Here is a 24,629-nt window from a genome sequence, read left to right as displayed (position 1 = left end):
GGCCGCCGGTCCAGGCCGGTGCGGGGGGAGGACGGGTGCGGTGAGGACACTGGTTCTCCACGCGGGTGACCACACGGCGTGCCCGTACGGCATCGACCTGTTTCCGGGTCCGGGTTTCCCGGTCACCGGTGTCCGACCCCTGCGCGGCAGGCTACCCCGGAATCTGCGGGACGTCGTGGAGCATCGGACCCACACTATGGTGGACGTGCCCCTCAGGGCCGTGCCCGGGGTGCGGAACGCCGAACTGGTCCTGGGGTTGCTCGAACCCGTCACGGCACTCGCCGCGCAGCTCAAGCGGCGGGACGTGCCGCCGTACGCGAGCACACCCTTGGTGGTGATCTCGTGCTAGCTCATGGAATGGATCCGACGAGCGGATCCCCATCGCAGACGCGCGCTCGTCCGCCGGTTCTCGGCGGTGGATCTGATCCTCACGCTGAGCCGGAACCAGATCGACATCCTCGTGGATGCAGGGTTCCGGGCCGATCAGGTGGCCGCTATCCCGTTCGGCTGCGCACCGGAACTGTTCACCGACGACGGGACGCAGCGGGCCGTCGACGTCCTCGCCGCCAGGTCCGATCACGGCCGTTCCCACGCGGGAGCTCGTGTACCCCACAGGGCAAACGGTGGCACGCGAGGCCGCGGCAGCCGTGGCCTTCACCGCGACCGAAGCCCTGAGCGAATACCTCAGCGCGGGGTTCGCGGCACCCGTGGCGGTCGGTGACCCCGAGGGTTGGCGACACACCGTGGACCGCTTACTGCGCCGCCTGGCCGAGCGGGAGGCGCTCGCGGAGGCGGGCAGGGCCGTGGTCACCGAGCGGTTCACGTATGACAGGATGTGGCGCGCGTTGCGGGACGAGCTCCACGATCACGGGATCCGTTCGGGCCGCGGTGCGAACTGACCGCCGCCGTCCGGTCTCGGTCTACGAGGCCTCCGCGTGCTGCTCGTGCCGGGACAGCACGGCCGTCACGAACCACGCGGCCACGCTCGCGAGCGCCACGGCGGTGGAGCCCGCGGCCAGGATCGCGGGCACCGAGGACTGACCTGAAGACAGGACGTCGAGCGGGTCGGCGCCGAGCAGCCTCGCGCGCCCCGCAATGCGTCGTTCGTGGTAAGACGTTCACGGAGGAAAGGAGTCCCATGTTCGAGACCCAGGCGAGTCCGTCGCGCACGGAGCCACCGCGACGCCAGGAGATGAACGGCCGGTTGCGGCTGATCGCCACGGTGGCCACGTTCGGCGGATTGCTGTTCGGTTACGACACCGGGGTGATCAACGGAGCGCTGCCGTCCATCGTGGCGGATTTGCGGTTGACGCCGTTCCTGGAGGGTCTCGTGGCCTCGATCCTGCCGTTCGGCGGCGCGTGGGGCGCGGCGTTCGGCGGCAAGCTCGCCGACCGCTACGGCCGCCGCCGGGTGCTGATGATACTGGCTGTGGTCTTCGTGGTCGCCACGATCGGGTGTTCGATCGCACCCACCGTCGCGGTGCTCGTGATGTTCCGCTGCCTGCTGGGGATGGCCGTGGGCGCGTGTTCCGTGATCGTGCCCGTGTTCCTCGCCGAACTCGCCCCCTCGCACCTGCGCGGTCGCGTGGTCGCTCAGAACGAGCTGATGATCGTGGGCGGGCAGGCGCTCGCGTTCGTGTTCAACGCGGGGTTGGCGACGGCGTTCGGGCACCTTCCGCACGTGTGGCGCTTCATGCTCGTGCTCGCGACCGTCCCCGCACTCGTGCTGTGGATCGGGATGATCGCGGTCCCGGAATCCCCGCGCTGGCTGGCCCGCCACGGAGCCGTGGAGAAGATGTTCCAGGTGTTGCGCCGCATCCGCGAGGACTCCTACGACCGGCGCGAGGGGGAGATCGTCCTGGAACTCGCCCACGAGGACGAGCACCGCCCCGCGGCTCGGATCACGGATCTGGTCCGCGTCCCGTGGATCAGGCGAATCTTCGTGCTGGGCGCGTCCATGGCCGTGATCAACCAGATCTCGGGGATCAACGCGATCCAGTACTACGGCGTCACGGTGCTGCAGGACGTGGGCTTCGGCGGCAACGGGGCGTTCTACGCCAACATCATCCCCGGGATCATGGGGGTCGTGGCTGTGGCCCTGGCCATGTACCTGCTCAAGCACGTGGGCCGCCGGACACTGTTGCTGACCGGGTTGGTGGGGACGGCAACGTCGTTGACGGGCTTCGCGGTGTCCTACCTGACGATCCCCGAGGGCAGTCCGGCGCGCGCGTGGGTGATCCTCGCGTGCATCGTGGTGTTCGTGGGGTTCATGCAGTGCTGCATCGGCACCGTGACGTGGTTGTACATGTCCGAGATCTTCCCGCTCAACGTGCGCGGCGTGGGCATGGGTGTGTGCGCATGGATCCTGTGGATGATGACGTTCCTGGTGGGGCTCACGTTCCCCGTGCTCACGGACGCGCTGGGCGTGGGGTACACGATCATGATCTTCGTGGTGCTCCAGCTCATAGCGATCGTGTGGGTGTACTGCGTGGCCCCGGAGACCAAGGACAAGTCCCTCGAGGAGCTGGAGCGCTACTTCCGCGCCGGGTAGGGGACAATGGTTCGTCAGTCGTCCTACGACGCCCCGTCCACACCATGTGAGGAACCGTCCGTGTCCTGTGAGCTCAGCGAAACCACCACCCCGGAAGACTTCGCGCGCCCGCGCTGGGTCGCGCAACCGGACGTGCGTGAGCGGGCGCAGCGGTTGAGCACGAAGTTCGAGGAGGTCTACGCCCGCCCGCCCGCAGGGGTGTGGGCCGCGCCCGGCCGCGCGAATCTCATGGGCGAGTACATCGACTACTCGGGCGGGATGTGCCTGCCCTTCGCCCACCAGTACGTGACGTTGACCGCCGCAGCACCCCGCACGGACGGGATGCTGCACGCGCAGTCCCTCCAGGACACGGACGCCTCCGTCGCGGACCGTGAACTGCGCGCGGCCCGGGTGAGTGACGTCCAACCCGGAGCCATCCATGGCTGGTTCGGCTACGCCGCGGGCGTGGCGTGGGGGATGAACCGCGTGGCCGCGGGGCACTCCGAGCACGAGGCCGTGCCCGGACTCGCGCTCGGTGCGGACTTCGGCGCGGACCTGCTCGTGGACTCGACCGTGCCCATCGGCGCGGGACTCGCGTCCTCCGCGGCGCTCGAGTGCTCGGTCGCGCTCGCCCTGTTCTCGCTGCGCACGGACGACGACCACCCGGACGACACCCTGCGCCGCGCCCTGGCCCGAGCCTGCATGGACGCGGAGAACTACATCGTGGGCGCCAACACCGGCGGCCTGGACCAGACGGCGTCCCTGCGCTCGCACGCCGGGCAGTTGCTCGCGCTGGACTGCCGCGATTTCGACGTCGCCCGTCTGCCCGCCGATCCCGCGCTCGCGGGTCTCACGTGGCTCGCCGTGGACACGTCCGCCCCGCACAAACTGGCCGACGGTCAGTACAGTTCCCGCCGCGCCGAGTGCGAGGCCGCTGCCGCGGTGCTTGGGGTCTCCCGCTTGCGCGACGCGCTGCCCGAGGATCCGGGGTTCGACGACGCCGCGGCGGTCCTCGAGCGCTTCGACCACCTGCTCGGGGCGGGCGCCCCGTTGACCGAAGACCCCCGAGGGACCCGGTTGCGCCTGCGTCATTCCGTGACCGAGATGGTGCGCTCGGAGAAGATCGCCCGACTCCTGCGTGAGGCGGACCCGGACTGGGCGGCCGTGGGTCAGCTGCTCGTGGCGGGCCACGAGTCCATGCGGGACGACTGCCAGGTCACGGTCCCGGAACTGGATACGGCGGTCGAGGGCTGCCTGGCCGCCGGGGCCTTGGGTGCCAAGGTCGTGGGCGGCGGTTTCGGGGGCTCGGTGATCGCCTTGGTTCCCGAGACCCACGTGGAGCGACTCGCGAGCGCGGTGCAGCACCGGTTCGCGGAGAACGGGTTCCTCGATCCGCTGTTCCTCACGCTCACCCCGTCCGACGCCGCCCGCAGGGTCCTCTGACCCCGCGCCCCTGCGGCATCGGTTGCACGGGGCAATGATCGGGGCTGGAAGAATCACGCGGTAGGAGCACAGGAGGAGGGCGCATGTTCGCACGGGCCAGGGTGGCGCGCAGGCTGCAACGGGGCCGGGCGGCGTCGTCGTCCGGGGACACCGCCACGGCACGCGATCACTACGAGGCGGCCCTGCGCACGGCGCGACTCGGGGAGGCGTGGCTGGAAGCGGGCCAGGCGGCGTCGTGGTTGGGGAATCTCGCGCGGGACGCCGGCGACTGGGCGGACGCGGAACACCACTACCGTCTGGCCGCGACGCAGTACAAGCGCGCGCCACGGTCGGCGCGATCCCTGGGAGCGCGGGTGCAGTGCCTCGAGAACCTCGGGGACGTGTTGCTGCTGGCCGGGCGCCCGTGGGACGCATACCGCGAGTTCCAGGAGGGGGCCGCGGCGGCGGGGGTGGATCCGGCGCGACCCGCCGGGGACGGTGCGGGCTTCGTCACGCGGGAGGACCTGCGCTGGGTGTCCCACCTGGCCACCGCGGCGCAAGCGGCCGGGCGGCGCAAACTCGCGGCCGAGCACTACGAGACCGTGCTCGCGGGCTGCGAAGCGCGCGGGGACGTGGCCGGGCAGATCATGTGCTGGAAAGGGCTCGCGGCGCTCGCCGAGGGGATGATGGCCTGGAACGACGTTGCCCACGCCCTCCACACCGCAAGCAACCTCTACCCCGCGCTGCCCGAGCCGGAGGCCCACACCCGCGAGTGGGTGCAATGTCTGCGGGACCTGGGCGCGGTGTACAAGACCCTGGGTCGCAGGGACAAGCAGGTGCGCGCGTTCAAGCTCGCGATGCGACTCGAGCAGGTGGACGCGTCCGCGCGCACCGACCGCGACGCCGGGCAGCGGACGAATGAGACAATGACCCACGATGAGCACCGAGACGACTGAGACCGCGGACCGTGAACCGGCCGTGTTGAACTTGAAACCCCTACAGCTGGGCCGGCTGACCGTGGACGTACCCGTGGTCCTGGCGCCGATGGCCGGGGTCACGAACAAGTCCTTCCGCACCCTGTGTCGGGAGTACGGCGGGGGACTATACGTGACCGAGATGGTCACGGCGCGGGCACTCGTGGAACGCCGCCCCGAGTCCCTGCGGATCATCGACCACGACCCCCACGAGACCCCGAGATCCATCCAGATCTACGGTGTGGACGCCGTGAACGTGGGCAAGGCCGTGCGGATGGTCGCGCAGGAGGATCGCGCGGACCACATCGACCTCAACTTCGGGTGCCCCGTGCCCAAGGTCACCAAGCGCGGTGGTGGTTCCGCCCTGCCGTGGAAGACCGACCTGTTCCGCGCGATCATCCGCACGGCGGTGCGCGAGGCCGGGGAGATCCCCGTGACCGTCAAGATGCGCATCGGCATCGACGGTGAACACCAGACCTTCCTGGATGCCGGACGCATGGCCCGCGATGAGGGGATCGCCGCGGTGGCCCTGCACGGGCGCACCCTCGAACAACACTATTCGGGCCACGCCGACTGGGATGCGATCGCGCGGCTGCGCGAGGCCCTCCCGGACATCCCCGTGCTGGGCAACGGGGACATCTTCTCCGCGGAGGACGCGGTGCGCATGGTCGAGCACACGGGCGTGGACGGCGTCGTCGTGGGTCGGGGCTGCCAAGGCCGGCCGTGGCTGTTCGGGGACCTGCAGGCAGCCTTCGAGGGCAGCCCGCGCCGCTACCGGCCGGGTGTGCGCAAGGTCGCGGAGACCGTGTACCGCCACGCCGAGCTGCTCACCCAGGAGTTCGGGGACGAACTCAAGGGCTGCCGCGAGATCCGCAAGCACGTGTCCTGGTACTTCAAGGGGTACCCGGTGGGCGGGCAGTTACGCGCCCGCATGGCGCAGGTGCCCACACTCGCCGCGCTGCGCGAACTGCTCGACGAACTCGACCTGGATGCCCCCTACCCGGGCGCGGACGTCGAAGGGCCTCGGGGCCGGGCGGGCTCACCTAAGAAGCCCCACCTGCCGGACGGCTGGCTCGACTCCCGCATCCTGGGCGACGCCGAACGGCTGGGTCTCGCGGCCGCCGAGCTCGATGTCTCGGGAGGCTGATCCCACTGCACACCCCCAACCGTCTGGCGATCCTGCCCCCGGGCTACGAGCCCACCGACACCGAGCGGTTCGTCGCCGAGAGCCACCACAACCGCCATCGCAGCCACTTCGAGCGGGACCGCGCGCGCGTGCTGCACAGTTCCGCGCTGCGAAGGCTCGCGGCCAAGACCCAGGTCGTCTCGCCGCAGTCGGACGACTTCGTGCGCAACCGGCTCACCCATTCGCTCGAGGTCGCCCAGATCGGGCGCGAGCTGGGCAAGGCGCTCGGGTGCGATCCGGACGTCGTGGACGCCGCGTGCCTGTCCCACGACCTCGGTCACCCGCCGTTCGGGCACAACGGTGAGACGGCGCTCGCGCAGCTGACCCGTGGGATCGGGGGCTTCGAGGGTAATGCCCAGACCCTGCGCCTGCTCGTGCGGCTCGAGCCCAAGATCATCGCGCTGTCGGGGGAGCCCGCGGGGCTCAACCTCACCCGCGCGACACTCGACGCCACGTGCAAGTACCCGTGGAGCGCGGCGGACGCCCCGCCCCGGCCGGACGGGCGCCCCAACCGCAAGTTCGGAGCCTACGAGGACGACCTGCCTGTGTTCGAGTGGTTCCGCGCGGGCGCGGTGCCCGGACGCAAGTGCATCGAGGCCCAGGTCATGGATCTCGCGGACGACATCTCCTACAGCGTCCACGACGTCGAGGACGCGGTCGCGGCCCACGCACTGCAGCTCGAGAACCTCACGCAACCCGCGCACCGCCACCGGGTCATCGAGTGCACCCGCGGCTGGTACCTGCCCGCCGCCACGGAGGACGAGCTCGACGCCGCGCTGTCCCGGCTCGAGTCCTCACCCGTGTGGATTCCCCGTCTGCACGGGACACGCGCGGATCTGGCACGACTGAAGAACATGACGAGCCAGTTGATCGGCCGGTTCGCGATGTCCGCGGTCGCGGCCACCCGGGACGTGGCCGGGGACGACCGGCTCACCCGGTACCGGGCGTCCCTCGTGGTCCCGCGCGAGACGGAGCTGGAGATCGGGGTGCTCAAAGGCATCGCGACCGCGTTCGTGATGACCGTGCGGGACGCCCTGCCCCTCTACGACAACCAGCACGAGATCCTCACGATCCTCGTGGACGCCCTGATGCAGACGGACGGGCGGTTCCTGGCCCCCGAGTTCGCCGCGGACTGGCGTGCCCTGGGGGACGGCCCCGGCAGTGAAGCCGCCCGGTTGCGGCTCGTGGTCGATCAGATCGCGTGCCTCACGGACCGCTCCGCGGTCGCGCTGCACGACCGGATCCGGGGCACCAACTGGCGCACGGGGGACAAGCCGCTCTGGTGAGGTCCGGCGGCATCGATTCTGCGCCCCACATCTCGTCCCTGGACGGTTTCGACGCCGTGGTGCTCGGCGCCGTCATGCCCGCCCTGCTCGCGGACCAGGCGTGGGGGATGACCACCGGTGAGGCCACCGCGGTCGCGACCGCCGGTCTGTTCGGCATGATGGTCGGCGCCCTGGGCATGGGCTACCTCACGGACCGCTGGGGCCGGCGCAAGATGCTCATCGGAGCCGTGATCGTATTCTCGGTGCTCACGTTCGCCGCCGCGTTCGCCCCGACCGTCCTGTGGTTCGGCATCCTGCGCTTCCTCGCGGGCCTGGGCCTGGGCGGTTGCCTGCCCACCGGCATCTCCATGGTCACCGAGTTCTCCCGCCCCGGCCGCGGCTCCAACGCCACCACGGTCATGATGACCGGCTACCACGTGGGTGCCGTGCTCACCGCGGCGCTCGCGATCTGGGTGCTGTCCCACTTCACGTGGCACACCATGTTCATCGCGGGCGCGCTGCCCGCCCTGATCCTCGTACCGCTCATGCTCGTGTTCCTGCCCGAGTCCCCGTCCTACCTCGCGTCCAAGGGCCGCCTCGAGGATGCCCGCCGGGTGGCCGCGCACTACAACGTGCCTCTGGAGATCGGCGACGCCGCCCCCGCGGCCTCGGGCGCGCGCGGTGCCGCAGCGCCGTCGGCCCAGGTGGTGGCTGAGAAGAAGGGCGCGGCCCTACTGTTGAGCGGCACGTACGCGCGCAACTCCGTGGTGATCTGGATCGCGTCCTTCATGGGTCTGCTGCTCGTGTACGGGCTCAACACGTGGTTGCCGCAGATCATGCGCGCCGCGGACTACGACCTCGGCAACGCGCTGGGCTTCCTGCTCATCCTCAACGTGGGCGCCGTGGTGGGGCTGTGGATCGGTGGCCGCGTGGCGGACCGGATTACCCCCCCGCATCGCGAGCATCATGTGGTTCGCGGCCTCGGCCGTGCTGCTCGCGGCCCTCGCGATCCGGCTGCCCGTGGCCGGGATCTACGTCATGGTGTTCCTGACCGGGTGCTTCGTGTTCTCTTCCCAGGTGCTCGTGTACGCGTTCACCGCGACCAACCACCCGCCGCGCGTGCGCGCGACCGCCCTGGGCATGTCCGCCGGGGTGGGGCGTCTCGGCGCGATCAGCGGTCCCATCGTGGGCGGCACGCTGCTGGGTGCCGGGCTCGCGTACCCGTGGGGCTTCTTCGCGTTCGCCGCGGTCGGTGCCCTGGGCAGCCTGGCCATGGTCGGCTCCAAGACCGTGGGTGCCCCGGACCGCCGCATGGTGGTCGGCGGGAACGACGACGCCCCGGCGGCTCGCTGACCCCGCGCCCTGTTCGTCGCAGGACCGTTCGGTGACGCCGTGGCCGGAGTCATCGCGTGTCCTTGCGGGCCCGTTAACCAGTCGTTCCGGGCCGCTGCACATCCGTGACGCGTGCGCGATCCGGTTTGACGGGGTGCCTAAACTGGCCGAGTGGCCGGACTGATCAAGCGTGAAGACATCGACGAGGTCCGTGCGCGCACGGACCTCCGCGAGGTCGTGGAACAGTACGTGACCCTCAAGCCCGCGGGCATCGGTTCGTACAAGGGACTCTGCCCCTTCCACGACGAACGCACGCCGTCCTTCCACGTGCGCCCCCAACTGGGCACGTACCACTGCTTCGGGTGCGACGAGTCCGGGGACGTCATCTCCTTCCTCATGGAAATGGACCACACGCCGTTCTCGGAGACCGTGGAACGGTTGGCCGCCCGGATCGGGTACGAGCTGCACTACGAGCAGGGTTCCGCACCCAACCGGGAGGAAGTAGGGCGTCGACAGCGGTTGCTCGACGCACACAAGGTGGCCGCGGAGTTCTTCCAACGCAACCTCTACACCCGGCAGGCCGCCGCGGCCCAGCGGTTCCTGGGGGAGCGCGGTTTCGATCATGACGCCGCTCGCACCTACGGGATCGGCTACGCACCGCAGGGGTGGTCCCACCTGTTGCAGCACCTGCGCAATCACGGGTTCACGGACCAGGAACTCAAGCTCACCGGCATGGTCTCGGAGGGCAACCGCGGACTCTACGACCGGTTCCGGGGGCGGCTGATCTGGCCCATCCGCGCGGTCGCGGGGGAGGTCATCGGGTTCGGGGCACGCAAGCTCTACGACGACGATCCCGGCCCCAAGTACCTCAACACCCCCGAGACCCAGCTCTACAAGAAGTCCCAGGTGCTCTACGGCATTGACCTGGCCAAACGGCCGATCGCCAAGACCAAACAGGTCGTGGTCGTGGAGGGGTACACGGACGTCATGGCGTGCCACCTGGCCGGGATCACCACGGCGGTGGCCACGTGCGGCACCGCGTTCGGCGCGGACCACATCAAGATCGTGCGCCGGTTCCTCTCGGACGACTCCGCCGGGGGAGAAGTCGTGTTCACGTTCGACGGCGACGCCGCCGGACAGAAGGCCGCGCTGCGCGCCTTCCAGGAGGACCAGCGGTTCGTGGCCCAGACCTACGTGGCGGTCGAGCCCCACGGGATGGATCCGTGTGACCTGCGCCTGACCCGCGGGGACGTGGCCGTGCGTGATCTCGTGGAGTCCCGCACCCCGCTGTTCGAGTTCGCCTTGAAAGCCACGATCCGCGAGTACGACGTCAACAGCCTCGAGGGTCGGCTCCGCGCCATGCGGGCGTGCGCCCCGATCGTGGCCAGGATCCGTGACCCCGCCCTGCGCCCCGCGTACGCGCGGGAGCTGTCCGGGTGGCTGGGGATCGAGACGAACGAGGTGCTGCGCGCCGTCGACGCCGCCTCCCGCAGTGAGAACGGCCGGGGAGAACCGGGGCGGGGGCGCGCTCAGGGGTCGACCCCGGACCGTCCGGATGCGCGTGGCCACCGCGGTGACTCGGTCGGATCGAGGCATGGCTCGGGGCCTGTCTCCGGGCCCGGCTCGGCCCCCGGTGAGAACCACCGGCCCGAGGCGCCCGAGCTGCCGGATCCGCGCGAACCCGTGTCCCGGATGGAACGGGAGGCGCTCGAAGTGGTGCTCCAGCTCCCGGACCTCGTGCCGGACGGCTACTGGGAGCATTTCGATTCCGCCGGCATGACGTACCGGGTGCACCAGGTCTTGCACGATGCCGTGGTGGCCGCCCGCGCGGACGAGGACTATCACGGGGAGGGCGGTCGCGCGTGGCTCGAACACGTGCGCGCCCACCTGCCCGAACCGTTGCACGGCTACCTCGCACAACTGTCCGTCACGCCGCTACCCGCGGCCACCGAGCAACAAATGCGCAACTACGCGGTGGGCGTGCTCACCTCGCTCGTGGAGATGCACATCAACCGGGCGAAGTCGGACAAACTGGCCCACCTCAACCGGTTGAACGCGCAACGGGAACCCGAGCTGTACCAACAGCTCAACCGCGAACTGCTGGACCTCGAACTGCAGCGGCGCAGCCTCACCGGGGTGTGACCCCGACTCAGAGGGGTGTGGCGCTTGCGGGTGGTGGCGGGGATTCGATTTGAGGAAGCCGCGACGGGGCGGTAAAGTATCGTCTCGTTGCGCAGCAGTGCGTACATTCCCCCGTAGCTCAATTGGCAGAGCATTCGACTGTTAATCGAAGGGTTACTGGTTCGAGTCCAGTCGGGGGAGCCACCACGGAGGCCCTCTTCCAGTACGGAAGGGGGCCTTCGTCGTATCCAGGGCGGCACCCGCCTCCGGGAGCCGCCGCGGCCTAATAGACTCGGCGGCTGTTCCGTACGTGCGGCCCACGACTCAGGCGGGTGACCCGGTTCCTTGACTCTGGCTTCTCGCCGATTGTGCGCCGTAGCGGCGCTGTTGTACTCGGTGTGGGTCCTCTATCCGCTCGTGAACCGGGAACTGCACCCGTGGACGTCCTTCGTGTCCGAGTACGTCGTCGCGGACCTCGCCGGGGCCACCGTGCTGCGAACCGTGGACGCAGTGGTCGGGGTGGTGCTCGCCGGGGTGACGGCGTTCTCCTCTGCGCGGCTGCGGACCCTGTGGCGCGCTCTCCCGAACGGTACGCGAGGGACGGACGGACCCGTGAAGTGATGTCCTCTCGCAATCGCGGTGTGGCTCATCGCCGCGGCCGGCGTGCCCGTCGCCCAGCGGTTGCGCTCACGGGAACTCGCAACGAACAGGACAACGGTTCCGCGCCGTCGGGCATCGGGGATCATGTCAGCACCCGCGAAGTTATGGGCGGCCCCGTACGGATCCTCGATGCGGGCTCCGGGCCGGTCATCGTGTGCTGCTCCGGCGTGGCGTGTGGTGGGCCCCGTCGTGGCCGGGCGACTCGTGCCCGGACGCGGACGCCTCATGCGTTCGTGGCCGCAGCTGCGCGTGGATCTGGCATCCCCGAACTTCCTCATGGGGTCCCTGCGGGAACTCGCGGGCTACGTGGCGTGCATGAACCGGTTGCGGGAACTGGCTGCCCACACGCCCCTGGACCCGGAGCTGGACGTCCTGGTGGTGGCCGCGAACGGACGGCTGCCGCGGATCGGGACCACCCGGTGGGTGCGCCACGTGCTCGCCCGGGCCACCTACCTGTCCCGGGAAGCGCCCGTGCACACGATCGTGTTGCGACGCAGCGGTCACTTCGTCATGGTGGATCACCCCGAGCGGATCGCCGCCGTGATCGCATCCGTCAGATCAGGTGTTCTTCCCGCGCACGGTTGACCGCCGCCGTCCGGTTGTCCACCCCGAGCTTGTCGTAGATGTGTACAAGGTGCGTCTTCACGGTGGCTTCCGAGATGAACAATTCCTTGGCCAGGGCCCTGTTGGACGCGCCCGTGGCGAGCCCGCGCAGGATCTCGATCTCCCGCGCGCTCAGCGACGTGCCGGGGGAACGCACCCGCTGCATGAGCCGCGCCGTGACGGAGGGGGACAGCACGGGGCGGCCCGCGGCGGCGTCGTGCACGGCGGCACCGATGGTCTCGGGCTGCGAGTCCTTGAGGAGGTAACCGGTCGCGCCGGCCTCGAGCGCGGCGACGATGTCCGCCTGGGTGTCGTAGGTCGTGAGGATCAGCACCGGGGGCCCGCCCGCCGCGACAATGCGCCGGGTCGCGTCCAGCCCGCCCATCCCGGAACCCATCTGCAGGTCCATGACCACCACGTCCACGGAGCCGCCCGCGCGGGACAGCATCTCGAGCGCCACGTGTCCGTCCGGCGCCTCGGCGCCGACCACGATGTCACCCACCGATTCGAGCACCGCGCGCAGCCCGGCGCGCACCACGGGATGATCGTCCACGAGCAATACGCGGGTGGTCATGACGAATCTCCATTCGGCAGGGGGCGGGTGGCTTCGGGCGCGGGCAGGGGCAACCGCAGGTTCACGGCCGTTCCGGCGCCGGGTTCGGACTCCACGGTCAGGACGGCCCCGAGCTCGTGCGCGCGGCGTCGCAGGTGGGCCAGTCCGAAGCTGTCGTTGCGTGCGTCGTCGGCGGCGGAACGCGGTCTGAAGCCCGCGCCGTCGTCCACGACGTCCAGCGTCACGGCGTCGTCCCAGCCCGCGAGGGTCACGACGGCGCGTGACGCCCGCGCGTGCGAGGTCACGTTCGCGAGGGTGGACTGCGCTGCCCTCACGAACAGGGTGCGCTGCGGGGCGGGCAGTTCGGGGACGGCACCTTCCACCGTGAACTCGCACGTGAGCGGCGCGCCCACGGCGCGGGCCGCCTCCCGGGTGCGGTGACACACCTCCGCGAGGACGGCGGGCAGGGAGTCACCCGGTGCCGGTGCGGCGAGGTCCCGTACGAACCGACGCGCCTCCGCGAGGTCGGCCGCGGCCGTGTCCTCGATCGTGGCCAGTTGCGCGCGGGCCGCGTCGAGCTCCGCGCGCTCCAGCGAGCGCTGTGCGGCCCGTGAGACTAGCACGATCGAGGTCAGGCCCTGGGCCAGGGTGTCGTGGATTTCGCGGGACAACCGGTCGCGCTCGGCCATGGTCCCCGCGTCCCGTTCCTGGCGCGCCAGCTCAGCTCGCGTGGATTCGAGATCGCGGATCGCGCGCACGTGGCGGCGGGTGTCCTCGTACAGTGCGCGGTACCCGAAGCTCACGAGCAGCGCGACAATCGCACCGATCGCGGGTCCGAGCGCCATTCCCGCCGCGAACGCCCCCGGGGCGGCATGTAGGTACTGGGAGAGCACCACGACGCCGGTGAGCACCACGATCGCGACCAGCGCCGCCGCGGTGGGCAGTACCACGGGGCACAGGAAGAACAGGGGGAACGCGACCCACGAGAAGTCCGGGCTCAGCAGGGCCAGCGCGGCCCACAGCGCCGCGATGAGACCGAGCCACCCGGGACCCCACCGCAGGGATTCCCGGCTCGCACGACCCCGCGCCACACGGTTCTCCACCAGGGTCCCCGCGAGGTAGACCGCCGCGAGCAGCACGCTCAGTCCCAGGACGACGGCGATCATCGCCCCGCCGCCAGGGGCCCGGCTCAGGTGCAGCACCGCGCGCACGGCGGCGAGCACCAACAGCGCCGCGAAGCTCACGTGCAACGTGACCCGCAGGGCGCTCAGCACTGCGGGGGTGGAGAGGTCCTCGCGCACTCGGGGGCTCCTTCCGGGTCGTGCGGTGGTCGTGTCATCGGGTGCTGCGCCGGGGACGGCGTCGTCGTGGCCGGGTGACGAGCGCGTCATCGAAGCGTGGTGCCGATGGGGGCGCGGCATCCCGATCTCAGCACGGTGTACTGCTCCGGGCAATGCCGCCGCAGCTCACGAGACAGCCCGACCTCCCGCCATGCTACGCACGGGACGAGCGCGCCGGGTCAACCGATTGGTTGAGCGCGGCATCCCCCGAGGGGCTGGACGGTCTCCACCCGCGGGGCGATCCACCGGCGGCCGCGTCCCGCGAAGCTTGAGGGGAACAGTTTCTCGACCCATCGGAGATCACCATGTACCTGTCCCTACGGGACATCACGTTCGCCAAGGGGCGGTTCGCGTTGCTCGCGACCGTCGTGGCCCTGATCACGCTGTTGCTCGTACTGCTCACCGGGTTGACCAACGGGCTAGGCCACCAGAACACCTCGGCCCTGGAACGGTTGCAGGCGCAGCGGTTCGTGCTCAGTGCCCCGGCGGGGGACGCGTCCGACCCGTCCTTCACGACGTCCCGGATCACCGCGGACGAAACGCGCGCGTGGCGTGACACCGTGGGCGCGCACCACGTGGAGCGGCTCGGCCTCGTGCAGACCACCGCGCGGGCCGGGGACGGGGCGAACTCCTCCGCCGACGCCACATCGGCCACCTCCGTGGCCGGTGTCGCGCTCGAACCGGGCTCGCGGCTCGCGCCCGGGCTGAGCGCCGTCAACGGGGTCACCCACCCACAGGACGGCGCCGCCGTGCTCAGTGAGACGCTGGCTCGCGAGATGAACGTGGGCGTGGGGGACGCGGTGACCCTGGCCGGCACGTCCCTGAAGGTCACCGGGGTCGTGGCGGACGAGTACTACAGCCACGTGCCGGTCGTGTGGCTCAGCATGGGGGACTTTCCCGCCGTGGCCCACACCGACGACCCCGAGCAGGCCACCGCCCTGGCCCTCACCACGGACACCGTGCCCGAGGGGGTCACGGAGCGCACCGCAACCGTGGCCATGGACACCGGGGACGCCTTCGCGGCGCTGCCCGCCTACGAGTCGGAGCAGGGCTCGCTGCGCATGATGCAGGGCTTCCTCTACGGCATCAGCGCCCTGGTGGTGATCTCCTTCCTGACCGTGTGGACCATCCAGCGCACCCGGGACATTGCTGTGCTGCGCGCTCTCGGCGCGAGCCGTGGTTACGTGGTGCGGGATTCCCTGGTCCAGGCCGTCGTGGTGCTCACGATCGGCGTGCTCGTGGGCGGCGGCCTGGGGATCGCCGGCGGTGCGCTCGCCGGGTCCGTGGTCCCGTTCGTGCTGAGCGCTGCGACCATGGCGCTGCCCGTGGCCGGTGTCCTGGCGCTGGGACTGATCGGGTCCGTGCTCGTCGTGCGCCGCGTGTCCACCGTGGATCCGATGATCGCCCTGGGAGGCAACTGAGCATGCATTCCGATCGTCACCCCCGTCACCGCGCAGGAGACCCCATGGACAACCACACCGCAGCGGCACGCCCGGACGGGCCGCATGAGTACTCGACCGATGATCCCGCCCTCCGGGTGACCGACCTCTGCCTGGAGTACCCGGACGGCACGGACGAGCAGGGCGAACCCCGCACGGTGCGAGCTCTGGACCGTGTGTCCCTCGAGCTGGCCGCGGGCACCATGACGGCGCTCGTGGGCCCGTCCGGGTCCGGCAAGTCCTCGCTGCTCGCCGTGGCCGCCGGGTTGGTCCGCCCGAGTTCCGGCTCGGTGTCCGTGGCGGGCCGTCGGCTCGAGGAGCTCCCCGAACGCGAACTCGCCGGGGTCCGCCGGGAGCACACGGGCATGGTGTTCCAGCAACCCAATCTCCTGGCCTCGCTGACCGCCCGCGAACAACTCGTACTCGCCGCGCACGTGGCCGGGGCCAGGGGCAAGGAGCTTGCGCGGGCCCGCGCTCGGGCGGGCGAACTGCTCGCACAGGTGGGGCTCGAGAACTGCGCGGACCGCCGCCCCCATCAGCTCTCGGGTGGGCAGCGTCAGCGCGTCAACATCGCCCGGGCGCTCATGAACAGGCCGCACCTGCTGCTCGTGGACGAGCCCACCGCGGCGCTGGACCACGCGCGGTCCCACAGCGTCATGGAACTGCTCGCGGATCTGACCCACACCTTCGGCCTGGCGTCCCTCGTGGTCACGCACGACACCGAGTTCGTCCCCCTCGCGGACGCATGCGTGAGCATGCAGGACGGTCACCTGGACACGGAACAGGCCACGACGGCGAGCGGTCGCGTCGCTGCCACCGTGGCCTGACGGGCCCTCTCCCGGCGGGGCTCACCGCCGGGAGTCGGGTCGGCCCGTGGTGCCCGCGGCCGCGTCCACGCCCGCGTGGGGTTCGCCCGGGGGTGTCGTGGCGTCCGCATCGGGCCCCGCCGCGCGCGGACCCTGCGGATCGAGCGGGGTGCGGGGTTCCCGGAGCAGGAACGGAGCGAGACCACCGAGCACGAGCAGTGCACCCAGTACCACGAACGCGGTCGTGCCCCCCCGGCGTCCACGACGGCGCCGATCAGCGCGCCCTGCGTCATGCCGCCCACGAACGCCCCGGTGTTGATGGCCGCGAACGCGGAGCCTCACAGATTGGGGATGATCACGGCCACGATCATGAGCTCCGCGCCGATCACGGACATGATCAGCATGAACACCTTCTCGTTGTTCTCGAACCACTTCTTCACTACGCCGGGCCCGGTGGAGGTGGCGACCCACAGCGAGAGCCCGTAACCGAGGATCACGACCATGTACTGCCACCCGGCAGGGGTGATCCAGAACTGTTGCGAGTACATCGTGGCGAGCCAGGTCAGCAGCCCCACGCCCACCAGGTTGTTGAGCAGCAGGCACAGCCCCAGCACCAGGGAGTTGCGATTCTTCCAGGCGTCGAGGATCGAGACGTCCTTCTTCGCACTCGAGTTGGCACCCTCCTCCGTGCCTGCCGCGGCAGAGGACGACGCCGCGCCGTCGCCCGGCAGCTCCGGCGCCGCCGGCACGAGCGTGACGAAGATGCCTTTCTGGGTGCTCGTGAGATTCATGGTCGGGTGTCCGTCGTACGCGGGAGTGGAACGTGGATCATTCAGGGCCATCTGCACCTCCGTGCGCACGCCGGCCTCGAGGGCCTCTTCCCTGATGCCGAACTTGGGGTGGTGGTTCATGGAGGGCAGCCGGTCCTCGGCCATGCCACCGCCCAGGAACACGAAGCACGCGGGGACCTCCCGCGCGAAGTACGCGAAGTCGTCGGAGGCGGACGTGCCCGGGCCCCAGGAGACTTTGTCCTCGCCCAGGGCCTACACCGCGGCGTCGTAGCCGATCTGCGCGGCGACCAGCACCGGGTCCGCACAGTTCTGCGGCATGGAAGCGCGGGAACCCTGGCCCTTGATGGTCGCGAAGAAGCCGCCCGCCACTGTGGAGGTGACACCCTTGCGCACGGAGATCGTGCAGGTGGCCTGGTTCGCCATGTGCACCCCGAAGATCGCGTCCCCGCCCTCGAGCACGCCCTGACCCACGAGCTCCTTGGCGCCGCCCGGGGGAGTCTCCTCTGCGTGCTGGAAAATCAGCGTGACGGCGCCGTCGAAACTGTCCGTGAGGCCGCTCAGCACCCGGGCCGTGCCCAGCACCCGGGCCGTGCCCAGCAGCATGGCCGTGTGGCCGTCATGACCGCACGCGTGCATGACACCGTTCACCGTGGAGGCGAAGGAGTCCCCGGTCTCCTCTGCAAAGGCAGGGCGTCCAGGTCCGCGCGCAACGCCACTGTGCTACCCGGCCCCCGGCCCTGGATCAGTACCGTCACCGAGGTCTCGGTGGGGCGCTCGGGGGAGAGGCCAAAGCTCGGGAGTGTCTCCACCACGAAGTCGGATGTCGCGTGCTCCTTGTAGGACAGCTCCGGGTGGGCGTGGATGCGGCGGCGCCAGTCGATGACGTCGGACGCGGGAGCCTCGATCTGCGGGGCCGTGAACCCTCTCGAAGAAATCACCCAACAATAAGATCTTTTGTGAATCATGCGTGATTCTGAAGAGATTACAATGTTGACTTATGTAAAGGAATCTGCTTTCAATGAACGCCTTCAGTTTTCCACAGCCCCCGGTGGTTGACAAGGTCCGAGCCTCGTCACGACCGAGGTGTCGCGCCCGTCCCTGCCCGCTGGGCGCGCGGCCGAATGGTATTTTGAAATCAGATCAACCGTTCAGCACCACCACGTACTCATCGGAGGCGGCATGAGCCATGCAGTGGACCCCAACAGCGGTCACTCGTCCGGCAGCACCGGGCATTCATCCGGCCACACAGGACACACGTCCGGGGCAAGAACTCGCACCACCACGAAGCCGGGTGCCGCGTCCATCACGGACGTCGTCAAGGTCTTCACCCGATTGCTCCCCAAGCAGCTCAAAGATGAGGCCCAGCTCGCGTTCCTGGAGCTCAAGGAGAAGGGCATCAAGGTGGGCGTGGGCGCCGCGCTCGCGGTGGTCGGTCTCGTGTTCCTGGGCCTCGCCGTCATCGCCTTGATCGGTGCCGCCATCGCGGGCCTGTCCCACGTGATGCCGGCGTGGCTGGCCGCGCTGCTGCTCGCCCTGCTGTTCCTCATCATCCTGGCCGTGCTCGCGCTGATCGGGATCGCCAAGATCAAGAGTGCGTTGCCACTAATGCCCAAGAAGGCCATCTTCGGGCTGCGCTACGACCTCGGTGTGGTCAAGGAGGGCTCCGCGTACAATGAGGGCCGTGTCCAGCGTGAGATGAACGAGACCGAGCAGAAGAAGCAGCGGGAGAAGGAAGAGGCGGCCAACGACCCCAACCAGGTCAAGCCCGTCAAGCCCACCGAGGAGCAGTTGCGCCACCGCCTCAAGCTGCGCCGCGAACACCTCAAGAGCCTGCGCGACGACGCCCAGAACCGCGCCGATTCCGTCCAGGCCGCCACGCAGGGCTTCGTGGGCCGCACCCAGCGCACGTTCACCGAGACCCAGGAGACGGTCAAGCGGACCTTCGCGTCCAAGGGTGGCTCCCAGGGGGTCCGTCCCGCCGGTTCCACGTCCGCCCAGGACGTCCTGAGCGAGCGCTGGCAGCCCCTCGCGGTCGCCGTGGCCGCCGGGTCCGCGTTCCTGGTGTTCCTGCGCAAGCTGCTCAAGAAGTAACCGGGTACGCGGCTCGCGTGAGTCGCCAGCCGTGCCGGAGGCCGGGTCGCCATCGTCGCGACCCGGCCTCCACCGTGTCCGGGGGCGTACTCGGGTGCGCGACTCCTCCGGCTCCGGTGCGTCTCATCCGGCGGTATGGGATCCCTCGTGCCCCGGTGCGAACATGCGGTGAACTCCCAGGCCCGCCGCGCCCCCGAGCTCTACGATGAGACCGTGACGGAGGACGTGATGAATCGGTGATGCAGTGGATCGCGGTGGCTCTGGCACTGAGCTCGGCGGTGTGCCTCGCGCTCGGTACGCAGACGCAATCCGTGGCGGTCACCGGGCACACCGAGGGACCGTTGACGCCGCGGGGGCTGTGGCCCCTCGTGCGCAATCTACGCTGGCTCAGCGGACTCGCGCTGCTGGGCCTCGGAACGGTGCTGAACGTCGCGGCGCTCTCGCTTGCGACCGTGACCGTGGTGCAGCCCATCGGGGTAATCGCACTCGTCATCACCACGCTGTTGCACGCCCGGCACCGCCACCTGATCATCAACCGTGGCACGTGGCTCGCCGTAGCCCTGTGCAGCGTGGGTGGAGCCACGTTCGTGGTGTGCGCCGTGATCGGGACGGATCCCACCCACGTACCCGGAACGCGTGCCGAGAACACGGTGGTCGCCCTGCTTGTGGGCCTCGTGGTGCTCATCGGTGTGTGCGAGCTATTCGTGCGCCGGCACCGGATCAGCATGTTCTACGTCTTGGGAGCGGGGCTCCTCTACGGCTTCGTGGCCGTGCTCGTCCGGTTGACCGCCACCACCATCACGTCCAGCGGGTTCGGGGACATCCGGTGGACCAGCGTGCTCATGATCGTGGTCGCCGCTGCGCTGGGCGGGTGGATGGTGCAGTGCGCGTATTCGTGCGGACCGCCGGATCTCGTGATCGCCGGGCTTACCGTGGTGGACCCCATGGTGGGTGTGGCCCTGGGTCTCGTGGTCCTGGGAGAGGCCGGTGACTCCTTCACCGGGGCACTCGGCACGGCCATGGGGCTCGCGGGTCTCGTTGCTATAGTCGGCGTGGTCGTGCTCTCGCGACACCACCCCGAGGTCCTGCAACGCCGGGCGGCCGCACGCGCCCAGCAGGACGCGGTGACCAGCGGGGCGGTTGCGGACACGGCGACACCCCGACGAACCGAACGCGCCACCGATCGCTGATCCCCCTACGGAACACAAGGCCTTGAGAATACTGATCACCGCTGAGACCTATCCGCCCGACATCAACGGTTCCGCGCAGTTCGCCCGCCGCCTCGCGCGCGGCATGCTGGAACGGGGTCACGAGGTCCACGTCGCAGCACCCATGCCCACGAGCGGCCCGTCCCGGATCATGGACGACGCCGGGGTGACCGAGCACCGGTTCCGCTCCCACCACGCGTTCACCCACCCCTACTTCCGGTTGTGCTTCCCGTGGGAGATCGTGCGGGAGGTCGCGCGGTTGTTCGACGACGTCCGCCCGGACGTGGTCCACGTCCAGTGCCACTACATCCTGGGCCGGCTCGTGGTCCGTGAGGCCGTGCGCCGTGGTGTCCGGGTCGTGGGGACCAATCACTTCGTCCCCGAGAACATCGAGCCGTTCCTGCCGTTCCCGCAGTGGTTCGTGCGCGGCTACCGCAAGGTCTCGTGGTGGGACATCGCCCGCGTGTACGGCCGCTGCGACGTCATCACCGCACCCACGCCGCTCGCGGTGCGCACCATGGTCGACAACGGTGTCCCCGATCGGGCGATCGCGGTGTCCAACGGGATCCAGGCCGGTGACTACGAAGCCGCCGCGGGGGAGCAGATCGAGCACCCGGACCACCCGATCGTACTGTTCTGCGGACGCCTGGCCGTGGAGAAGAATGTGGACGAACTCATCGAGGCCGTGGCCCTGATCCCGCGGGAGAAGAACGTTCACGCCGAGATCGTGGGGGAGGGGGAACAGCTGGACCGGCTCGTGAAACTCGCACACGAACACGGTGTCGCGGACCGGGTCCACTTCCTGGGGTTCCTCACGGACGAGCAGCTACGCACGGCCTACCTCCGCGCGGACGTGTTCTGCCAGCCCGGGACAGCGGAACTGCAGTCCCTCGTGACGCTGGAGGCCATGAGCGCCTCGACCCCCGTGGTGCTCGCCAACGCCCGCGCGCTGCCCCACCTCGCGGACGAGGGACGCAACGGGTACCTCTTCTCCCCGGGCAATTCCGGGGACCTCGCGACCAAGCTGCAACTGGTCCTCGATGCCCCGCCCGAACAACGGCGGGCCATGGGCGAGCGCAGCCGGGACATGGTGTCCCGCCACTCCTTCGCCAAGACACTGGATACGTTCGAGCGGCTCTACACCGGCGGGGAGGCGTGACGGTCCCTGCGGCGCCGCGCATGCGGTAGCGTAGGGCGGCGACCTCGACATCCGTTCGCGGTCGCACAGGGGGCGGTAGCTCAGCTGGTCAGAGCAGAGGACTCATAATCCTTTGGTCGTGGGTTCAAGCCCCACCCGCCCTACAAAACATGCCACGCTGGCTCACTGTGGTCTCACTCACCGGGGACCGGCAACAACACCGACGGCCGCAGGTCCGCCACGAATTGCAACGGGTTCACGTACTCCCCGTTCTCCCGCACACCCCAGTGCACCGCATCCCCGCCCGGGCCGTGGCCGGGAGTGGCCACGTTGGCGATCACCTGTCCCCGGGTCACCCGGTCACCCACTCGCACGGACGAGGACACCGGCTCGAATGAGGACTTGTGCCCCTCGCCATGGTCCACCGTGAGGACCTCCCGGTCCACGACGACACCCACGAAACTCACGACCCCGTCCTGCGGTGCACGTATCGGTGTGCCCGGGGGAGCGTGTAGATCCACACCCCGGTGGCCGGGCAGCCACTTCTGTGCGGAAGCCTCGAAATGCCGGCTCACCGACGGGCGCGGGGACACGGGCCAGGCCCAGTCGGGAGAGGCCCACGCCGCGGGGTGGGCCAGCAGCGAGCCAAGCGCGAGGACCGCGGCCATCACAGCGCAGTACACGGCGTGGTGCGGGGACCGTCCGGGCGGGCGTGCGGGAAACGGCGGGTGCACGGGAATGGGTGGGACCGTTGGAACGGGTGGGCGAGGAGGAATGGGTGGGGCGGCGTCGTCGTGACCGGAAAAACACATGACGACAGCGTGCGGCAGCCCGGTCCGAAGGGGCGGGGAGGCGCTCCGATGTGGAGCGAGGACGCCGCGCGATGCTGTATCCTACAGGGTGCAGTCACTCTGCCATTGGTTCACCGTGCCCGCTCGCGGGTGCGCGCCAATGCGGGATGGCTGACTTCGCGCGCGAGGGAACCCACGGCGGACATGGTCCGCCCGGGTGCGTGGTCCTCGGTCCGAGGCCCCGGTTACCGGGTGGTCGCGGTATGGAACCACGGGAGCCTGCTCCACGAGTAGGACTCACGAATCGCGCCAGGGACCGGCACGGCCGGTCGACAACCGTAAACACCGAGACGGCCCGCGGGCCGTCCATTATTCATGAGGAGACGACATGCCTGTCGTTACCATGCGCCAGATGCTCGACAACGGCGTCCACTTCGGCCACCAGACCCGTCGCTGGAACCCGAAGATGAAGCGCTTCATCTTCACCGAGCGCAACGGCATCTACATCATCGACCTGCAGCAGTCGCTGGGCTTCATCGACAAGGCCTATGAGGCCGTCAAGTCGACCGTGGCCCACGGCGGAACCATCCTCTTCGTCGGCACCAAGAAGCAGGCGCAGGAAGCGATCGCCGAGCAGGCGACCCGCGTGGGCATGCCCTACGTGAACCACCGTTGGCTCGGTGGCATGCTCACCAACTTCCAGACGGTCTCCAAGCGGATCGACCGCATGAAGGAACTGGAAGAGGTCGACTTCGACGACGTCGCGGGCTCGCAGTACACCAAGAAGGAATTGCTGCTGCTGCGCCGCGAGAAGGAGAAGCTGGAGCGCACGCTCGGCGGCATCCGCAACCTCACCAAGACCCCGTCCCTGGTCTGGATCGTGGACACCAAGAAGGAACACCTCGCGGTGGACGAGGCGCAGAAGCTCGGCGTGCCGATCGTCGCGATCCTCGACACCAACTGCGATCCGGACGAGGTCGCGTTCCCGATCCCGGGTAACGACGACTCCATCCGCTCCGTCTCACTGCTCACCCGCGTGATCGCCGACGCCGTGGCCGAGGGCCTCATGGAGCGCAACAACGGCAAGTCCAACGCCGCCGAGGAGCCCATGGCCGAGTGGGAGCGCGAGCTGCTGGAACAGCACAACGAGCAGACCGCCGAGCAGGCGGCCCCGGCCGAGCAGGCCGCGCCCGCCGCCGAGCAGCCCGCCGAGACCGAGCAGAAGGACGCCCCCGCCGCCGAGTGAGGCCGGTGAGCGAGTTCACCTTCCATTCTTCCCGGTGACCCATCGTGGTGACCGGAACCGTGCCGGACGTCCTGAGGCGCCCGGCACGGACGAACCGACAACAGAGGAGTTCACATGGCGAACTACACCGCTGCCGACATCAAGGCCCTGCGCGAGCGCACGGGTGCCGGGATGCTGGACGTCAAGAAGGCCCTGGACGAGGCCGACGGTGACGCCCAGAAGGCCCAGGAGATCATCCGCGTCAAGGGCCTCAAGGGTGTGACCAAGCGCGAGGGTCGCTCGACCGCCGAGGGCATCATTGTGGCCCGCACCGAGAACAACGTGGGCTACATGGTCGAGGTCAACTCCGAGACCGACTTCGTGGCCAAGTCTGCCCCGTTCGTGGAGTTCGGCAACAAGGTGCTCGACGCCGCCGTGGCCTCCGACGCCGCGGACCTCGAGTCCCTGCTGGCCGCCCAGGCGGACGGCAAGACCATCTCCGATCTCGTGACCGAGACCGGTGCGCTGCTGGGCGAGAAGGTCGTCGTGCGTCGTGTGGCCCGTGTCGCCGGTGATCACGTGGCCGTGTACCTGCACAAGACCTCCAAGGACCTGCCCGCCCAGGTGGGTGTCCTGCTGGCCGTGTCCGGTGCTGACGCCGAGACCGCCGCGCACGACGTTGCTGTGCACATCGCCGCGATGTCCCCGTCCTTCCTCTCCGAGGAGGACGTCCCCGCGGAGACCGTGGAGAACGAGAAGCGCGTCGCGGAGGAAACCGCTCGCAACGAGGGCAAGCCCGAGAAGATCATCCCGAACATCGTCCAGGGTCGCCTGAAGGGCTACTACAAGGACGTCGTGCTCGTGGACCAGGACTTCGCCAAGGACGCCAAGAAGTCCGTGGGCCAGGTGCTGTCCGAGGCCGGCGCCACCGCCACCGCGTTCGCGCGGTTCCGCGTGGGGGCCTGAGCACCCGTTCGCGGGGTCCCGCGTGCGCCGAGCACGTGAGGCCCACAGCGACGTCTCGACGGGAGACCGTCGCGCGTCCCGCACTGACGCGGGGGGGGGCCCCCGGGGGGGCCGGGGGGGCCCCCCCGCGGGGTAGGGGGGGGGGGGGGGGCCCGGGGGCCGCGGGCCGGCACCCAACGAACCGCCCC

Annotated in this window: 25 protein-coding genes and 2 tRNA genes; 20 read left to right on the top strand and 7 right to left on the bottom strand. The window is 69.7% G+C overall.

All coding sequences use genetic code 11. The features are described from left to right. Window positions 1-40 precede the first annotated feature (40 nt). The 12 genes from A5728_RS09170 to A5728_RS09115 all read left to right on the top strand — a co-directional run bounded on the left by A5728_RS09170 (window position 41) and on the right by A5728_RS09115 (window position 12,075). Window positions 41-349, top strand: a complete 309-nt coding sequence (locus A5728_RS09170) for a hypothetical protein (RefSeq protein WP_064846745.1) — start codon at window positions 41-43, stop codon at window positions 347-349. Window positions 350-623: 274 nt separating this feature from the next. Next, the gene (locus A5728_RS14520; RefSeq protein WP_064846744.1) at window positions 624-899 is read left to right on the top strand and encodes a glycosyltransferase; all 276 of its coding nucleotides are present in this window, start codon (window positions 624-626) and stop codon (window positions 897-899) included. Window positions 900-1,138: 239 nt separating this feature from the next. Next, window positions 1,139-2,551 (top strand): sugar porter family MFS transporter, encoded by a 1,413-nt coding sequence (locus A5728_RS09160; RefSeq protein ID WP_231885592.1) that lies wholly within the window; start codon window positions 1,139-1,141, stop codon window positions 2,549-2,551. A gap of 60 nt (window positions 2,552-2,611) precedes the next feature. Next, window positions 2,612-3,973: a galactokinase family protein gene (locus A5728_RS09155; protein WP_064846743.1), complete on the top strand. Its 1,362-nt coding sequence runs from the start codon at window positions 2,612-2,614 to the stop codon at window positions 3,971-3,973. Window positions 3,974-4,056: 83 nt separating this feature from the next. Continuing rightward, a complete protein-coding gene (locus A5728_RS09150; RefSeq protein WP_064846742.1) occupies window positions 4,057-4,908 on the top strand; it encodes a hypothetical protein in 852 nt (283 codons plus the stop codon). Next, window positions 4,889-6,073 carry a tRNA dihydrouridine synthase DusB gene (gene dusB / locus A5728_RS09145; protein ID WP_064846741.1) on the top strand — a complete coding sequence of 395 codons (1,185 nt, stop codon included), beginning with the start codon at window positions 4,889-4,891 and terminating at the stop codon, window positions 6,071-6,073. The genes A5728_RS09150 and dusB overlap by 20 nt, the downstream gene beginning before the upstream one ends. Window positions 6,074-6,078: 5 nt before the next feature. After that, complete coding sequence (locus A5728_RS09140; protein WP_064846740.1) at window positions 6,079-7,398, top strand: deoxyguanosinetriphosphate triphosphohydrolase; 1,320 nt, start codon at window positions 6,079-6,081, stop codon at window positions 7,396-7,398. Further along, complete coding sequence (locus tag A5728_RS09135) at window positions 7,395-8,765, top strand: MFS transporter (RefSeq protein ID WP_231885591.1); 1,371 nt, start codon at window positions 7,395-7,397, stop codon at window positions 8,763-8,765. The genes A5728_RS09140 and A5728_RS09135 overlap by 4 nt, the downstream gene beginning before the upstream one ends. A 115-nt stretch (window positions 8,766-8,880) precedes the next feature. Next, window positions 8,881-10,851, top strand: coding sequence for a DNA primase (dnaG, locus tag A5728_RS09130; protein WP_064846739.1), 1,971 nt, complete (start codon window positions 8,881-8,883; stop codon window positions 10,849-10,851). A gap of 107 nt (window positions 10,852-10,958) precedes the next feature. Continuing rightward, window positions 10,959-11,034 (top strand) — tRNA-Asn (locus A5728_RS09125). Window positions 11,035-11,175: 141 nt separating this feature from the next. Then, window positions 11,176-11,451 carry a hypothetical protein gene (locus A5728_RS09120; RefSeq protein WP_143470030.1) on the top strand — a complete coding sequence of 92 codons (276 nt, stop codon included), beginning with the start codon at window positions 11,176-11,178 and terminating at the stop codon, window positions 11,449-11,451. Window positions 11,452-11,715: 264 nt separating this feature from the next. After that, a complete protein-coding gene (locus A5728_RS09115; protein ID WP_064846737.1) occupies window positions 11,716-12,075 on the top strand; it encodes a hypothetical protein in 360 nt (119 codons plus the stop codon). Here A5728_RS09115 and A5728_RS09110 read toward each other — a convergent pair. After that, complete coding sequence (locus tag A5728_RS09110; RefSeq protein WP_064846736.1) at window positions 12,044-12,667, bottom strand: response regulator transcription factor; 624 nt, start codon at window positions 12,665-12,667, stop codon at window positions 12,044-12,046. The genes A5728_RS09115 and A5728_RS09110 overlap by 32 nt on opposite strands. Further along, entirely contained in the window at window positions 12,664-13,947 is a 1,284-nt protein-coding gene (locus A5728_RS09105) for a sensor histidine kinase (protein ID WP_064846735.1), read from the bottom strand. The genes A5728_RS09110 and A5728_RS09105 overlap by 4 nt, the downstream gene beginning before the upstream one ends. Window positions 13,948-14,291: 344 nt before the next feature. On the opposite strand from A5728_RS09105, the gene A5728_RS09100 reads away from it, so the two are divergent. Then, complete coding sequence (locus A5728_RS09100) at window positions 14,292-15,407, top strand: ABC transporter permease (protein WP_064846734.1); 1,116 nt, start codon at window positions 14,292-14,294, stop codon at window positions 15,405-15,407. A 44-nt stretch (window positions 15,408-15,451) separates the two neighbouring features. Then, window positions 15,452-16,252 (top strand): ABC transporter ATP-binding protein, encoded by an 801-nt coding sequence (locus tag A5728_RS09095; RefSeq protein ID WP_064846733.1) that lies wholly within the window; start codon window positions 15,452-15,454, stop codon window positions 16,250-16,252. 21 nt (window positions 16,253-16,273) lie between these two features. Here the strand turns inward: A5728_RS09095 and A5728_RS09090 are convergent, their stop codons facing one another. The 4 genes from A5728_RS09090 to A5728_RS14505 form a co-directional block, all read right to left on the bottom strand. Then, window positions 16,274-16,465, bottom strand: a complete 192-nt coding sequence (locus A5728_RS09090; protein WP_064846732.1) for a hypothetical protein — start codon at window positions 16,463-16,465, stop codon at window positions 16,274-16,276. Window positions 16,466-16,569: 104 nt separating this feature from the next. Further along, window positions 16,570-17,184: a hypothetical protein gene (locus tag A5728_RS14515; RefSeq protein WP_064846731.1), complete on the bottom strand. Its 615-nt coding sequence runs from the start codon at window positions 17,182-17,184 to the stop codon at window positions 16,570-16,572. Between the two features lie 90 nt (window positions 17,185-17,274). Next, window positions 17,275-17,658, bottom strand: coding sequence for a M20/M25/M40 family metallo-hydrolase (locus A5728_RS14510; RefSeq protein WP_197493142.1), 384 nt, complete (start codon window positions 17,656-17,658; stop codon window positions 17,275-17,277). 8 nt (window positions 17,659-17,666) lie between these two features. Then, window positions 17,667-17,960 (bottom strand): hypothetical protein, encoded by a 294-nt coding sequence (locus tag A5728_RS14505; RefSeq protein ID WP_064846729.1) that lies wholly within the window; start codon window positions 17,958-17,960, stop codon window positions 17,667-17,669. Between the two features lie 241 nt (window positions 17,961-18,201). On the opposite strand from A5728_RS14505, the gene A5728_RS09070 reads away from it, so the two are divergent. The 4 genes from A5728_RS09070 to A5728_RS09055 all read left to right on the top strand — a co-directional run bounded on the left by A5728_RS09070 (window position 18,202) and on the right by A5728_RS09055 (window position 21,623). Next, window positions 18,202-19,113 (top strand): phage holin family protein, encoded by a 912-nt coding sequence (locus A5728_RS09070; RefSeq protein WP_082943366.1) that lies wholly within the window; start codon window positions 18,202-18,204, stop codon window positions 19,111-19,113. 239 nt (window positions 19,114-19,352) lie between these two features. Continuing rightward, a complete protein-coding gene (locus tag A5728_RS09065) occupies window positions 19,353-20,303 on the top strand; it encodes a DMT family transporter (RefSeq protein WP_082943365.1) in 951 nt (316 codons plus the stop codon). A gap of 22 nt (window positions 20,304-20,325) precedes the next feature. Continuing rightward, window positions 20,326-21,480, top strand: coding sequence for a glycosyltransferase (locus tag A5728_RS09060; protein ID WP_082943364.1), 1,155 nt, complete (start codon window positions 20,326-20,328; stop codon window positions 21,478-21,480). 69 nt (window positions 21,481-21,549) lie between these two features. Further along, window positions 21,550-21,623: transfer RNA gene (locus tag A5728_RS09055), tRNA-Ile, on the top strand. A 30-nt stretch (window positions 21,624-21,653) separates the two neighbouring features. On the opposite strand, the gene A5728_RS09050 is transcribed toward A5728_RS09055, so the two are convergent. After that, entirely contained in the window at window positions 21,654-22,127 is a 474-nt protein-coding gene (locus A5728_RS09050; RefSeq protein ID WP_064846726.1) for a M23 family metallopeptidase, read from the bottom strand. Window positions 22,128-22,638: 511 nt separating this feature from the next. Between A5728_RS09050 and rpsB the strand changes: the two genes are divergently transcribed. Then, window positions 22,639-23,496: a 30S ribosomal protein S2 gene (gene rpsB, locus A5728_RS09045; protein WP_064846725.1), complete on the top strand. Its 858-nt coding sequence runs from the start codon at window positions 22,639-22,641 to the stop codon at window positions 23,494-23,496. 114 nt (window positions 23,497-23,610) lie between these two features. Beyond that, the gene (gene tsf, locus A5728_RS09040) at window positions 23,611-24,441 is read left to right on the top strand and encodes a translation elongation factor Ts (RefSeq protein WP_064846724.1); all 831 of its coding nucleotides are present in this window, start codon (window positions 23,611-23,613) and stop codon (window positions 24,439-24,441) included. The last annotated feature ends 188 nt before the right edge of the window (window positions 24,442-24,629 follow it).

This window comes from Kocuria sp. ICS0012, from assembly GCF_001665945.1.
In the GTDB taxonomy this organism is placed as follows: domain Bacteria; phylum Actinomycetota; class Actinomycetes; order Actinomycetales; family Micrococcaceae; genus Kocuria; species Kocuria marina.
This window is presented reverse-complemented; position numbering and strand designations above follow the sequence as displayed.

Bases quoted from the DNA above. Each gene is read 5' to 3' on its own strand.
- A5728_RS09160 (WP_231885592.1), top strand. From the start codon at position 1,139: ATGTTCGAGACCCAGGCGAGTCCGTCGCGCACGGAGCCACCGCGACGC.
- A5728_RS09150 (WP_064846742.1), top strand. From the start codon at position 4,057: ATGTTCGCACGGGCCAGGGTGGCGCGCAGGCTGCAACGGGGCCGGGCG.
- dusB (WP_064846741.1), top strand. From the start codon at position 4,889: ATGAGCACCGAGACGACTGAGACCGCGGACCGTGAACCGGCCGTGTTG.
- A5728_RS09115 (WP_064846737.1), top strand. From the start codon at position 11,716: ATGCGTTCGTGGCCGCAGCTGCGCGTGGATCTGGCATCCCCGAACTTC.
- A5728_RS09110 (WP_064846736.1), bottom strand. From the start codon at position 12,667: ATGACCACCCGCGTATTGCTCGTGGACGATCATCCCGTGGTGCGCGCC.
- A5728_RS09100 (WP_064846734.1), top strand. From the start codon at position 14,292: ATGTACCTGTCCCTACGGGACATCACGTTCGCCAAGGGGCGGTTCGCG.
- A5728_RS09095 (WP_064846733.1), top strand. From the start codon at position 15,452: ATGGACAACCACACCGCAGCGGCACGCCCGGACGGGCCGCATGAGTAC.
- A5728_RS14510 (WP_197493142.1), bottom strand. From the start codon at position 17,658: ATGCACGCGTGCGGTCATGACGGCCACACGGCCATGCTGCTGGGCACG.
- A5728_RS09070 (WP_082943366.1), top strand. From the start codon at position 18,202: ATGAGCCATGCAGTGGACCCCAACAGCGGTCACTCGTCCGGCAGCACC.
- A5728_RS09065 (WP_082943365.1), top strand. From the start codon at position 19,353: ATGCAGTGGATCGCGGTGGCTCTGGCACTGAGCTCGGCGGTGTGCCTC.
- A5728_RS09050 (WP_064846726.1), bottom strand. From the start codon at position 22,127: ATGGCCGCGGTCCTCGCGCTTGGCTCGCTGCTGGCCCACCCCGCGGCG.
- rpsB (WP_064846725.1), top strand. From the start codon at position 22,639: ATGCCTGTCGTTACCATGCGCCAGATGCTCGACAACGGCGTCCACTTC.
- tsf (WP_064846724.1), top strand. From the start codon at position 23,611: ATGGCGAACTACACCGCTGCCGACATCAAGGCCCTGCGCGAGCGCACG.